8 protein-coding genes and 1 pseudogene are annotated in these 12,449 nt (G+C 65.8%); 6 read left to right on the top strand and 3 right to left on the bottom strand.

Features of this window, described 5'->3' with window-relative positions; all coding sequences use genetic code 11:
* Positions 1-137 precede the first annotated feature (137 nt).
* The 4 genes from ACV7NQ_RS00645 to ACV7NQ_RS00630 all read left to right on the top strand — a co-directional run bounded on the left by ACV7NQ_RS00645 (position 138) and on the right by ACV7NQ_RS00630 (position 7,530).
* The gene (locus ACV7NQ_RS00645; RefSeq protein ID WP_463357784.1) at positions 138-941 is read left to right on the top strand and encodes an SDR family NAD(P)-dependent oxidoreductase; all 804 of its coding nucleotides are present in this window, start codon (positions 138-140) and stop codon (positions 939-941) included.
* A 5-nt stretch (positions 942-946) separates the two neighbouring features.
* The gene (locus ACV7NQ_RS00640; protein WP_463357783.1) at positions 947-2,074 is read left to right on the top strand and encodes a DUF5938 domain-containing protein; all 1,128 of its coding nucleotides are present in this window, start codon (positions 947-949) and stop codon (positions 2,072-2,074) included.
* A 76-nt stretch (positions 2,075-2,150) separates the two neighbouring features.
* Positions 2,151-3,698: an acyl-CoA synthetase gene (locus ACV7NQ_RS00635; protein ID WP_463357782.1), complete on the top strand. Its 1,548-nt coding sequence runs from the start codon at positions 2,151-2,153 to the stop codon at positions 3,696-3,698.
* A 352-nt stretch (positions 3,699-4,050) separates the two neighbouring features.
* Entirely contained in the window at positions 4,051-7,530 is a 3,480-nt protein-coding gene (locus ACV7NQ_RS00630; protein ID WP_463357781.1) for a protein kinase domain-containing protein, read from the top strand.
* A 9-nt stretch (positions 7,531-7,539) separates the two neighbouring features.
* Here ACV7NQ_RS00630 and ACV7NQ_RS00625 read toward each other — a convergent pair whose 3' ends face one another.
* Together ACV7NQ_RS00625 and ACV7NQ_RS00620 are read right to left on the bottom strand one after the other, a co-directional pair.
* Complete coding sequence (locus ACV7NQ_RS00625) at positions 7,540-8,064, bottom strand: SRPBCC family protein (protein WP_463357780.1); 525 nt, start codon at positions 8,062-8,064, stop codon at positions 7,540-7,542.
* Positions 8,061-8,393, bottom strand: coding sequence for an ArsR/SmtB family transcription factor (locus tag ACV7NQ_RS00620; RefSeq protein WP_463365475.1), 333 nt, complete (start codon positions 8,391-8,393; stop codon positions 8,061-8,063). Before ACV7NQ_RS00620 ends, ACV7NQ_RS00625 begins: the two co-directional genes overlap by 4 nt.
* A gap of 296 nt (positions 8,394-8,689) precedes the next feature.
* Between ACV7NQ_RS00620 and ACV7NQ_RS00615 the strand changes: the two are divergent.
* A pseudogene (locus ACV7NQ_RS00615) lies at positions 8,690-9,295 on the top strand (respiratory nitrate reductase subunit gamma); the annotation flags it as partial.
* 39 nt (positions 9,296-9,334) lie between these two features.
* Here ACV7NQ_RS00615 and ACV7NQ_RS00610 read toward each other — a convergent pair.
* Positions 9,335-11,488, bottom strand: coding sequence for a putative bifunctional diguanylate cyclase/phosphodiesterase (locus ACV7NQ_RS00610; protein WP_463357779.1), 2,154 nt, complete (start codon positions 11,486-11,488; stop codon positions 9,335-9,337).
* A gap of 138 nt (positions 11,489-11,626) precedes the next feature.
* Here ACV7NQ_RS00610 and ACV7NQ_RS00605 point away from each other — a divergent pair, with 138 nt between their 5' ends.
* Complete coding sequence (locus tag ACV7NQ_RS00605) at positions 11,627-12,433, top strand: SAM-dependent methyltransferase (protein WP_463357778.1); 807 nt, start codon at positions 11,627-11,629, stop codon at positions 12,431-12,433.
* The last annotated feature ends 16 nt before the right edge of the window (positions 12,434-12,449 follow it).

Below are 12,449 nucleotides of genomic sequence, written 5' to 3'. Positions count from 1 at the left end.
AATGTCTTGACGTCTGTCCAAAAAAGTCTTGACGACTGTCAAGAAATCGGTAGTCTATGACATGCATCACAACGATGCGTCATTCGACGCCATCGGCGACTTGGTCGCCGTCGCTCATCTCAATGAGGAGATCCCCTATGGGTGTGTATGACCTGACTGGACGAAACGCGCTGGTGACCGGCGGTGCACAGGGGCTAGGCGCGGAGATGGCCGAAGCGCTGGCCCGCGCGGGCGCGGGCGTCGTCATCGGCGATATCGACGAAGACGCCGGGCGCGCGACCGCCGACGCACTGAAGCAGTCGGGCGCGCGGGCGGTGTTCGTTTCACTCGATGTGACTGACGACGCGAGCTGGGAATCGGCCGTCGCGGCCACGATCGCCGAACTGGGCGGCCTTGACATCCTCGTCAACAACGCCGGGATCGAAATCACCGAACTGCTGGCCGATCTCGACGAGCATCGGGTCCGCTCGATGCTCGACGTCAACCTCCTCGGTCCCGCGCTCGGCATCAAACACGCGTTCCGGGCGATGCGGCCCGGCGGTCCCGCTGGCGCCGGTGGCGCGATCGTCAACATCTCCTCGGTCGCCGCCACCATCGCATTCCCCGGCATCGCGGGTTATTCCGCGACCAAAGCCGGCGTCGATCGATTGACCAGGGTGGCGGCCATGGAATCCGGCAAGCTCGGTTACGGCGTCCGGGTCAACTGCGTATATCCCGGCCTCGTGGCCAACAAGATGGGCATCGGACTCGCCAATGACGTTGTGGCACTCGGCCTATTCCCCGGCCCCGAGGAGGCCGTCGGGGCGGTCGTCGGCTTGACCCCGCTCGGCAGGCTCGGCGTCGGCGCCGAGATCGCCGACGCCGTTGTGTTCCTGGCCTCCGATGCCGCTCGATTCATTACCGGCGCCGGGCTTCCCGTCGACGGCGGAATGGGGATGTGATTCAGATGAGCACCACGAAACCTGTTGTCGTATATGGGGTCTCCGGCTATACCGGTCGGCTGATCTGCGAATACCTCCGCGAATTCAATGTCCCCTTCATCGCGGCCGGACGGGACAAGCGCCGCACCCAGGAGGCGCTCGACAAGATTCCCGGCATCGAAACCGTCGAGCACGACGTGGTCGAGGTGTCGCACGAGGTCGAGTCGCTGACCGAATTGTTCAGCGGCGCAAAGGTTGTCTGCAACACCGTCGGGCCGTTCTCCCAGTACGGACACGAAGTCGTCGAGGCATGCGTGCGTGCGGGCACGCACTATCTCGACACCACCGGCGAGCAGGACTGGTTGATCGACTGCGACGAAACCTACGGCGCCCGAATGGCGGAGCGTGGGCTGCTGCTCTCGCCTGGCGTCGCGCAGATGTACACCACCGGCGAGATCGCGGCGAACATCTGCCTGGAGACGCCAGGACTGGACACCCTCGACATCCTGGTGTTCTGGAAGGGCTTTCCGACCGTCGCCTCGACCAGGACCATCCTGGTCAATGCCGCGCTGTCGAAAGCCCATTACCTGGAACAGAATCGGTATGTCGAGTGGCCTGCCGATGGCGGGCTGTACGACGTCACCGTGCCGGGCCAGCACGAAACCGGGCTCGCCCTACCATGGGGCGGCACCTCACATCCGGTGTGGTTCCGGCGCGATCCGCGGGTGGCCAATGTGAAGGCGCTCGGTGGCGTGTTCGATCGGCAACTCATGCAGGGCGTTCCACTGATCGTGCAGGCCGTTGTCCAACAGCTGGAAGGGCTGTCGGACGCGGAGAAGTACAAGGCGCTGCATGAGCAGGCCGCCGCGGTACGCAGCGAGATGCCGCCGAGGGAGAACCCGCGGATCAACACGTCGCTGGACTCGGTGCACGCCTCGGGTCCACTCGGGCGCGCGCACTGCGTGATCCACGGGAATTCCAACTACAAGCAGACCGGACTGCTGCAGGCGTACGCGGCATATTCGCTACTGCAGCAGGCCCCCAAGCGGGTCGGATTCGCCTCCGCCTGCCAGGCCTTCGGCCATCGCGAATTGCTCGGCGTCCTCAAGACTTTCGGGCTGGTGCTCGACCCGATTCACACCGTCTACAGCTGACAACGAAGGGCTCCCGGTACACCACCGGGAGCCCTTCGCCCGCAACAGGATTGGCACTCGACGTAAGGATGGCGCTGTGCGGCTGACCGAATATCTCGACAAGGGTGCCTCGCTCGGCCCGCTCTCGCCCTGCCTCACCACCGACGGCGTCTCACTGAGCTATCTAGAGGTGCAACGGTTGTCCTGGCAGGTGGCCGGGGCGCTGGCGCGGTCCGGGGTCCAGCCGGGGGACAAAGTGGCGATCCTGTCCGGCAACGACCCGATCGCGTTCTCCTGCGTCTTCGGCATCGCCCGGGCTGGTGCAGTGTGGTGTCCGATCAATCCGCGCAACGAGGCGGGCGAAAACCGGGACCTGCTGGACCTTTTCGACTGCTCCTGCCTCATCGTCCAGGAGGCGTTTGCCGGGCTGGTCACCAAGATCCTGCCGGAGCTGCCGCAGCTCACCACACTGATCTGTCTCGATGGCGAGATCTCCGGGGCGACGCCGTTCCAACAGTGGCTCGACGGTGTACCCGCAGCACCCCGGCAGGCGGACCCGGTCGACGACGTGATCATGATCGTCGGGACCGGCGGCACCACCGGACGCCCGAAAGGCGTGATGCTGACCGGCCACAACATCGAAACGATGACCGCGCTCACCCTGATGAGCTACCCCTTCGAGGAACGACCGAGATACCTCGCACTCGCGCCGCTGACCCATGCCGCGGGCGTGCTGTGTTTCCCGGTGCTCGCGCTCGGCGGCGAGATCATCGTCATGCGGGCGCCCGAGCTCTCGGAGTTTCTCGGGCTGCTCGAACGACATCAGGTCACCCATACCTTTCTGCCGCCGACCTTGATCTACATGCTGCTGGATCATCCCCGCCTCGCGTCGACGGATCTGACGTCCCTGCAATGCCTTTGGTACGGCGCGGCCCCGATGTCCGCGGCGCGGCTCGAACAGGCCATCGAGCGGATCGGGCCCGTGCTCGGCCAACTGTTCGGACAGACCGAAGCGCCGATGATGATCTCGACCATGGCGCCGAAGGATCATTTCCACGCCGACGGCAGCCTCGCGCGTGAACGGCTGTCCTCGGCGGGGCGGCCGACTCCGCTGGTGCACGTGGCGATCATGGACGGCGCGGGCAACCTACTGGGTGCGGGGGAGCGCGGCGAGATCGTCATCCGGAGCCCGCTGGTCATGGCCGGCTATTACAAAGATCCGGCGGCATCCGCCGAGGCCGCACGGCACGGCTGGCATCACACCGGGGACATCGGCTACCTCGACGACGCCAACTACCTGTTCATCGTCGACCGCGCCAAGGACATGATCATCACCGGTGGTTTCAATGTGTACTCCGCCGAGGTCGAGCAGGCGTTGATGACGCATCCGGCGATCCGGGACTGCGCGGTGATCGGCCTGCCGGACGAGAAATGGGGGGAGCGGGTGACCGCGGTCCTCGAACTGCACGGCGGGCAGCATGTCACCGAAGACGAGGTCCGCGTCTTCGTGCGAGAACTGGTCGGCAGCGTGAAAGCGCCCAAGCAGGTGGAGGTTTGGGCCGATCTGCCTCGGTCCAAGCTCGGCAAGGTACTCAAGAGCGAGATCAGGCCTCGGTTGCTGCACGACCTGGAGATGGATCACTGAGCCGTACCCTGCGTGCGGTGGGGTCCAGTGTCCGGTCGGCTGTGAACAGACCCAGCAGGGCGGACGGAACAAGGGCCCGATCCTGCGCACTCTCCGGCCGACGAACTCGCGCGCGACTGCGCCGCCGACCACCGCTACGAATGCCTGCTGACCGTCAAACCGCTCGATCTCATCGGTGGCGTCGGCTCATCGGCCAATGCCACCGCCATCACATGACGATGACGACCTGGTTCGGATCCGACGCCGGTGCCCGAGACCGGTCGGCTGCCACCGCATCTCGCGCAGTGGACGCACAAACCCGGCCACGGGAATATGCTCGTGGTAACTGGCTGGTAGTTGTATCGGGGGCGTCGTGGCGCAGTTCGATCCGCTTTCCACGCACCGCGACCTGACCACAGGGTTCGCGGCGGAGCTCGATGCTGCCGGGTTCACCGAAGCCACGGAGATCGGTCGGGGCGGATTCGGGGTGGTGTACCGGTGTTTTCAGCCCGCGCTCGATCGCACGGTAGCGATCAAGGTGCTCACCGCCGACCTCGAATCGGAGAACCTCGAACGATTTGTTCGTGAGCAGCTTGCCATGGGCAAACTGTCCGGTCATCCGAACATCGTCAGCGTGTTCGAAGTGGGATCCACCGGGACCGGTCGGCCCTACATCGTCATGCCGTATCACCCACATGGATCGCTGGACGGCCGGATCCAGGACCACGGCCCGATCGGCTGGCAGGACGTGCTGCATATCGGCGTGAAGATCGCGGGTGCGCTGGAGACCGCGCATCGGCGCGGCATGCTGCACCGTGACGTGAAACCCGGCAACATCTTGCTGACCGAATACGGTGAGCCGCAGCTCGCCGACTTCGGGATCGCGCGACTGGTGGGTGGTTTCGAGACGACCGCGGGCACCGTCACCGGTTCGCCCGCCTTCACCGCACCGGAGGTCCTGCAGGGCCACACCCCGGACGTGACGGCCGATATCTACAGCCTCGCCTCCACGCTGTTCTGCGCGGGCACCGGTCATGCCGTGTTCGAGCGGCGCAGCGGCGAGCACCTGGTCGCGCAGTTCCTCCGCATCACCAAGCAGCCGATACCGGATCTGAGCGATGCGGGGCTGCCCGGCGACGTGACGGCGGCGATCGAGCGTGCGATGTCCCGCGATCGGGGCGAAAGGCCCACCACCGCAGCTGAATTCGGTGAGATGCTGCGTGAGATCCAAGACCGGTACGGGCTTTCACCCGACGAGATGCCGATTCCGTTGACGGCCTCCGAACCGGTCGGACACCGCCCGTCGGCGACACCGACCGCGTCAGCTCGTCGTCGCACCTCGGGCCTGCGTGCCACGCGATCGACGTCGCCACCGGTTCCCGCGACGCGGTTGCGGCCGCCGGCGCCAACCCGGGCATTGGTCGAGCGGGCGCGGTTGCTCGAATTGCTGCGGCAGGGGCGCGGCCGTCGGCTGGCGGTCATCCACGGCCCCACCGGGTTCGGCAAGAGCACGCTTGCCGCGCAGTGGTGCGAGGTCCTGACCGCCGACGGGGCCGCGGTGGCGTGGCTGACCGTCGATCACGACGACAACAATGTCGTCTGGTTCCTGTCGCACCTGATCGAGGCCATTCGCGCGGTGCGTCCCTCGCTGGCACAGGAACTCGGCGAGCTGCTGGAGGAGCACGGCGATGAGGCCGAGCGGTTCGTATTGACCTCGTTGATCAACGATATCGATCGGCGTGGTGAGCAGTTGATCGTCGTGATCGATGACTGGCACCGGGTGTCCGATCCAGCGACCACCAGCGGGTTGCGCTTTCTGATCGAATGTTGCAGTCCCGCACTGCAAACCGTGGTGACAAGCCGTCAGCAAACCGGGCTGCCGATGAGCTCCATGCGGGCAAGGGACGAGCTGGTCGAAATCGGTACCGCCGCACTGCGTTTCGATGTCGACGAGGCCCAGACCTTCCTGGTCGAGCTGGGTGGACTGGATCTGGATCGCAGCGATGTCGAGGATCTCACCGAATCGACCGGCGGCTGGGTCGCGGCCCTGCAACTCGCGTCGCTGTCGCTGCGCGGCAGCGACGATCCCGGCGCGCTGATCGGTTACCTGACCGGCCGCCACCACGCCATCAGTGAATTCCTGGCCGAAAACGTCCTCGACACGCTGGAACCCGGGACGCTCGACTTCATGGTCGCCACCTCGATCACCGAGCGCACCTGCGGCGAACTAGCGTCGGCGCTCACCGGCGTGGCCGACGGGCAGGGGCTGCTCGAGCAGATCGAGCAGCAGGACCTGTTCCTGCGCAGGCTCGATGACGGGCAGTGGTTCCGCTATCACCACCTGTTCCAGGAATTTCTGCAGCAGCGGCTCGAACGTGATCGGCCCGAGCGGATTACCGAGTTGCACCGGAGGGCCTCGCAGTGGTTCGCCGAGCATCGAAACGTCAGCGAAGCGGTCGATCACGCGCTGCTGGCCGGTGACGAGCAGCGCGCCGTCGAGATCGTCGAACAGGACGGCATGTCGCTGCTGGAATACGGGCAGATGGCCAGCCTCATCGGTTTGGTGGGCAAACTGCCCGCCACGATCATCGAGACGCATCCGCGGCTGCAGCTGGATCTGGCGTGGGCGAACATCCTGCTGCATCGCGCCGGTCCCGCGGAACGCGCACTGCGGCTTGCGGAGTCGACGTTGGATCGGGACGGTCTCGACGAAGCCGTGACGGCGCGGCTGCGCGCCGAAGCGGGTGTGGTGCACGCGGTGGTGACCGTGCGTGCGGACGTGCTGGCGGGTATCGAGGACATGCTGGCGCCGTGTTTCGCCCGGGCCGACGAACTGTCACCGTATGTGGTGGCCATCGGCGCGAATGTCGCGAGCTTCGCCGCGGGCTATCGCTACGACTTCGACGAGGCGCTGCGCATTCAGGAGTGGTCCGCATCGTACATGCGGCGAAACAAGGGCTATTACAACAAGGTCATCGGATTGTGCTTCCTCGGACTAGGCGCCAGCCTGCAACTCGACATCGCTAGGGCGGAGCAGTATTTCCGTAGGGCGATGAAGGTGGCAAAGCAGTCCGGCGGCAGCCACTCCTACGGCGCGCGGCTGGCCGGATCGCTGCTCGGCGAACTGCTCTACGAGCGGGGCGAGATCGTGGAGGCCGAACGGCTACTGGACGAGGGGTACAAGCTGGGACCCGAGGCGGGTGTCGTCGACTTCAAACTGGCCCGCTATGTGGTCGGTGCCCGCATCAAATTGCTGCGTGGGGACCGCGCGGCCGCCATTCGCAGGCTGAATGAGGGTGCCCGCGTCGCACGGTCGATGTCGTTGCCGCGCTTGCGTGCCGAGGTGGAGAACGAGCGGCTGCGGCTAGGGTTGCCACCGCATCCCGAGTTCGGTCCGCTGCCGGTGGTCGACTACCGCAACCGCCGCACGCCTGTCGACCCGATAGACGAATTCACCGTGCTGTACGAGGAATTCACCGCGATCCGGCTGCTGCTTGCCGAAGAGTTGCCGGACACCACCGAACTTGCCTGCGCTTGGGCGCAGGAGTGGGTGCATCGGCTCGAAACAATGGATCGTCCAAGGGAACTGCTGAAGGCACGCCGCATGCTGGTCGCCTGTCTGGCCGCGGCCGACCGACTCGATGCGGCGAAGGCGTTGCTGGCCGCGGTTACCGCGCAGTGCGCCGAACTCGGGTCGGTCCGCTATCTACTCGACGGCGGACCGCACGTGGTGTCGACGCTGGCGGCGCTGCACGCGGACCAGATCGCGGGCCGGTGGCACCACGACTGGCCCGACGTGCCGGAGGCGTTTCTGCTCGCCTTGGTCAATGCCGATTCGGCACAAACGATCTGACGCCGGTGGTCAGTCGACGCGGGCGCCGGGAATTTCCGCGCCCGAGGGCATCCCGGCGGCGACGTAGGCGTCGTAGTGCGGTTGCCAGGGCTCGGCGGTGTCGCTGTGTGGTCCTGCGGTGGGTTGGCCGGCGAGGTGTTTGTCGAGTTCCGCGAGGCACACCGTCCATCCGGCCGCGTTGCGCGCGGCGGTGTTCTTCGCGTCGAGCACGTTGATCATGGTGAGCGTGGTGTGCTGTCCGTTGACGGGCTCCAGCTCGAAGTGCAGTTCGTCGCCACCCCAGCTGTAGGCCAGCCGTCGTGGTGGCTCGAACACCAGGACTTTCCCGATGCTCGGGTCGATATTGGGATCGTCGGAGAATTCGACGACACCGCCCGCTTGCTGCTGCATGGTCACGGTGGCGGGGAACCAGTGTCGGAGTTCCTCCGTTTCGGTGATCGCGGACCACACCCGTTGAATCGGGTGCGGGTAGCTGGGCTGGAAGCGCACCGCCGGGCGGCCGTCGTACTCTGTGAAGGTTCCGTAGTCGGTCACGGTGAATCCTTTCCTCGGTCTGTGCCGGTTCGACTGTCGAGATGGCGACCCAAAGCGTCGAGGCTGTCGTTCCACAGCCGCCGATACGGCTGCAGCCAGGTGTCCAACTCGGCCAATCCGTCGGGGTCGATCGCGTAGATGCGCTGCTGCGCGTGCTTGCGAACCTGTACCAAGCCCGCTTCCCGCAGCACCTTCAGATGCTTGGACACCATTGGCTGGCTGAAACCCAGCGTTTCCACCAGCTCGGCCACCGGACGAGGACGAACCCGCAGCACCTCGAGCATCGCTCGACGATGCGGTTCGGCAAGTGCGGTCCAACGAGCGTCCATCACTTTTTGAACATACCTTATCACGTATATACTTGACAATGAATATATGCGAGCAGCCCCACCGACGCCGACTACATGCTGGACTGTGTCACCGGCAACTGGATGCGATTCGCCTGCTCATCGACATCCGGAATTCGTCGTGATCGGCGTATTGTCGGACGCCGCAGAGTAGTTCGACCATCCGGGTAGTTCGACCTCTCGGCGATTGGGCGGCTTCGGCGGTGCGCGTTAGGCCTCGATTGCCGGTTCGCGAGTGCTCGCGGGGCGGTTTCGACGCACTGTAAGAGGAGGTACCGGTGGATCAACTACCGTGGCTGGTATTGCCGTACCTGGCCTTCGTCTCGTTCGTTCTCGGCCACGTCTGGCGTTTTCGGCACGACCGATTCGCGACTCCGGCGCGTGATGAGGACCGTGTGCAGCGGTTGGGCCGCGGACTGTTCCGTGGCGGCATGCTGGCCGAAATCATGGCTCATCTGGCGGAGTTGCTGGTCCCGGGGGATCGCACCCAGTCGGCCATGATGCCCGAAACCGTCTACCACCTCTCATTGGTGAGCATCGAGGTCGTCGCGGCGATGGCCGCATTCGTGGGTGCGGCGATCCTGTTGACCTGGATCGCGCCGACCACGACGGCCGTCACCGGGTGGAGCGACAGGGTGGTGCTTCCGGTGCTGGCCGTGGGACTGCTGACCGGCATGGCAATCCTGTTCGAACCCGACAACTATCAGTCGCGCACAGCGTTGTTCGTCTGGTTCCACAGCCTGTTCACCGCCGACCCGGAGCCCGATCTGATGGCGCACGCGCCGCTCATCTACCAGACCCGCGCCCTGGTGGTGCTCACGGTGATCGGCATCTGGCCCTATACCCGACTGGTCTACATCTTCACCGTGCCGATCGGCTTCCTGATTCGGTCCGCCACCCGACGGCTGCGCCGCGCACTCACCTCAGGAGTGCGCCGCGCTGTGCGGCGGAGTCGGTGCTCGACCCGCGAGCAGGTCGGTTACCTGGTGGGCAGGCATGGGGCGGTGGAACAGCCAGCCCTGGGCGGTGTCGCAGCCGAGGTCGCGCAGGCGGCTGGCTTGGTGCGGCGTCTCGACGCATTCGGCGGTGACGGTGAATCCGAGTGCGTGGGTGAGTTCGATGATTGATTCCAGGACCAGCAGGTCGGTGGCGCTGGGCGTGTCGGGTGCTCGGATGCACCGGATGAAGGGACCCGCGAGTTTCACCACGTCGAGCGGGAGTTGGCCGAGATAGGCCAGATTGGAGTAGCCGGTGCCGAAGTCGTCGATGGCGATGTGGACACCGGATTCCGCCAGGGTGCGCAACGCCTGCAGCGGCCGCCCGGAGGTGTGCATGAACGCGCGCTCGGTCAGTTCGAGTTGAAGCCGGTCCGGCGGGATGCCGGTCTCGACGATGACCTGTTGTACCCGATCCAGCCAGGTGGGGTCGGCGACCTCGGCGGCGGACACATTCACGCTGACGATCGGCATGTGATCGGGATACCGGTCCTGCCAGTCGCGGCTGTCGCGACAGGCGCGTTCGAGGACCAGCGCGCCCAGCGCCCCGATGTGGCCGTTGTCTTCGGCGAGGTCGACGAACTGGGCCGGGGTGAGGACCCCGAGTTCGGGATGTCGCCAGCGCACCAGCGCTTCGACGGCCGTCATCCGCTGATCGGTCAGGGCGACGATCGGCTGATAGTCGAGGAATAACTCGCCGCGTATCAATGCGGCGGGCATGGCCGCCGACAATTCGGAACGGGTGTGCTCCTGTCGGCCACGGTCGGCGTCGAATACCGCGTAGCGCCCACGGCCCGCGGCCTTGGCCCAGTACATGGTGGTGTCGGCCGCCTGGAGCAACTCGTCGGCGGTGGTGTGCTCACTGCGCCCGTCCATCACGCCGATGCTGGCGGTGACGGTCAGGTGGTGGCCACGAATATCGAATGGCCGGGCGAAGGCGTCGAGCACGGTCTGGGCGAGCTCGGCGACCGTGTCGGAACCGCTGAATTGTGGGACCAGGATGACGAATTCGTCGCCGCCCATGCGGGCCACCAGCTGGCCGGGCCGGGTGGCGCAGTCGCTGAGGCGGGCGGCGGCCTGCATGAGCAGTTCGTCGCCGACCGCATGTCCGAAGGTGTCGTTGACCATCTTGAAATGGTCGAGATCGACGTAGCAGAGCCCGAATGTGGAGTTGGCGTCGCCGAATGCGGCGGTGAGCGCGTCGATGAAACGGGACCGGTTCGGTAGACCGGTCAGTTGATCGTGGTGGGCGCGGTAGTGCAGTCGTTCCCGTAGTGCGCGCCGCTCGGAGATGTCCTCCACCAGCACCAGCGTGTATTGCGGTTGGCCGCGCTCATCCCTGATGAGTGAGACGTTGAGGTTGGTCCACACGGTGTGGCCGTCGCGATGCCGGTAGGCCTTCTCGAGTTGCACGTTGTCGTGGTCACCGCGCAGAAACGCCAGGTAGAGGTCCCACATGCCGGGATCGTCGTCGGGGTGCACCAGATCGGTGACCTCGAGCTCGTACATTTCGGCGGGCTGGTAGCCGAGCATGCTGGCGAACGCGGTGTTGACCTCGATGATCCGGCCGGTCATATCCGAAAGCCCGGTGCCGATCCCGGCCTGGGTGAACACTGCACGCAGCCGTGCCTCGCTGGCACGCAGTTGCTCCTCGACGGCGCCGCGGGCGGCGATTTCGGCGGCGCGGACGCTTTCCTGCTCGGCAAGCAGCCATGCCCGGAACGCGCGGAGGTAGCCGTTGGTAAAGGCCCCGAGTAGCTCGGCCAGCCGATCTGACGAGGCGGTGCCCGCTTCGGCGAAATGTGCGCAGAGCACCGCGATGGTGCGGCCGAGTACTTCGTCCCCGACGAAATGCGCCTGGGCCAGCTCGGCGCCGAGCTCGGCAACCCGGCCGGTCGGTTCCCGTGTGCGGGCGGCGGTTTCGAGTTCGTGGGCCAGCCCGGTCAACAGCATGCGCGCTTCTGCCGCGCTCATCGGCACCACATGATCGCGAGTCCCTCCACCGAGCGCGGCCGTCCAGCGGGCGGTCAGGTCGGTGTACGGGCCGTCATCATCTGATCCGGGCCCGGCATCCCAACCCATGGGTGCTGATCCTAGCTCCGCTGGCGGCGGCGCGTGAACCACGGCGCCGCACCTACCGCTGGGATACGATGGCAGCGCTTCCGTGTCGTTGTGCGGGTGTGGCCGAAATATGGGCGGTACGAGAGGGTTTCAGGATTCATGACCAGACCGAGTTGGGCTCCCGAAGGTATTGATCTGGATCGCCCCAGCGCGTCCAGGGTCTACGACTATTTCGTCGGCGGCATGCACAATTTCGAGATCGACCGGCATTTGGCGCGGCAGATCGAGGCATTCACCCCGAATGTCGCCGAGACCATGCGCGCGAACCGGGACATGTTGCGCCGCTGTGTGCGGTTCCTCGTCGACGCCGGGATCGACCAGTTCCTCGACATCGGATCCGGCATCCCGACGGTCGGCAACGTGCACGAAGTGGCTCAGGGCCGCGACCCGTCGGCGCGCGTGGCCTATGTCGACATCGACCCGGTCGCGGTCGCGCATAGTCGCGCCATCCTGGACGGCGATCCGCGCACCGCGGTGATCCAGGCCGACATCAGCAGTCCCGAAACCATCCTGGCCGACCCGCAGGTGACACAGCTGATCGACTTCGAGAAGCCGGTAGCTGTGCTGCTGCTCGGTGTGCTGCATTTCGTGGCGGACGAGGCCGACCCGGCAGGCTGCGTGGCCGGCCTGCGGGACGCGGTCGCCCCCGGCAGCTTCCTCGCGATCACGCACGCCACCTCTGATGGACAACCCACCGAGGTCTTGGAGGCGCAGAAACTGTCCGGCCGCACCTCGACCGAGATCGTGCTGCGATCCAAGGACGAGATCACCGCCTATTTCGACGGTTGGTCGCTGGTCGAACCCGGCCTTGTCCACCTGCCGCTGTGGCGGCCCGACAACCCGGACGACATCGCCGCCGACCCCGAACAGTCCGGCGCCTTCGGCGGCGTCGCCCGCAAGGTCTGAACCGAAGCGGCGCGCA

The sequence above is a fragment of the Nocardia sp. Tas62D01 genome, assembly GCF_055232035.1.
Note: the sequence above shows the minus strand (reverse complement) of the source record. Positions and strands in the feature narration are given on the sequence as shown.

Coding starts and splice junctions, on each gene's coding strand:
- ACV7NQ_RS00605 (WP_463357778.1), top strand. CDS start 11,627: ATGACCAGACCGAGTTGGGCTCCCGAAGGTATTGATCTGGATCGCCCC.
- ACV7NQ_RS00610 (WP_463357779.1), bottom strand. CDS start 11,488: ATGGGTTGGGATGCCGGGCCCGGATCAGATGATGACGGCCCGTACACC.
- ACV7NQ_RS00645 (WP_463357784.1), top strand. CDS start 138: ATGGGTGTGTATGACCTGACTGGACGAAACGCGCTGGTGACCGGCGGT.
- ACV7NQ_RS00640 (WP_463357783.1), top strand. CDS start 947: ATGAGCACCACGAAACCTGTTGTCGTATATGGGGTCTCCGGCTATACC.
- ACV7NQ_RS00620 (WP_463365475.1), bottom strand. CDS start 8,393: ATGGACGCTCGTTGGACCGCACTTGCCGAACCGCATCGTCGAGCGATG.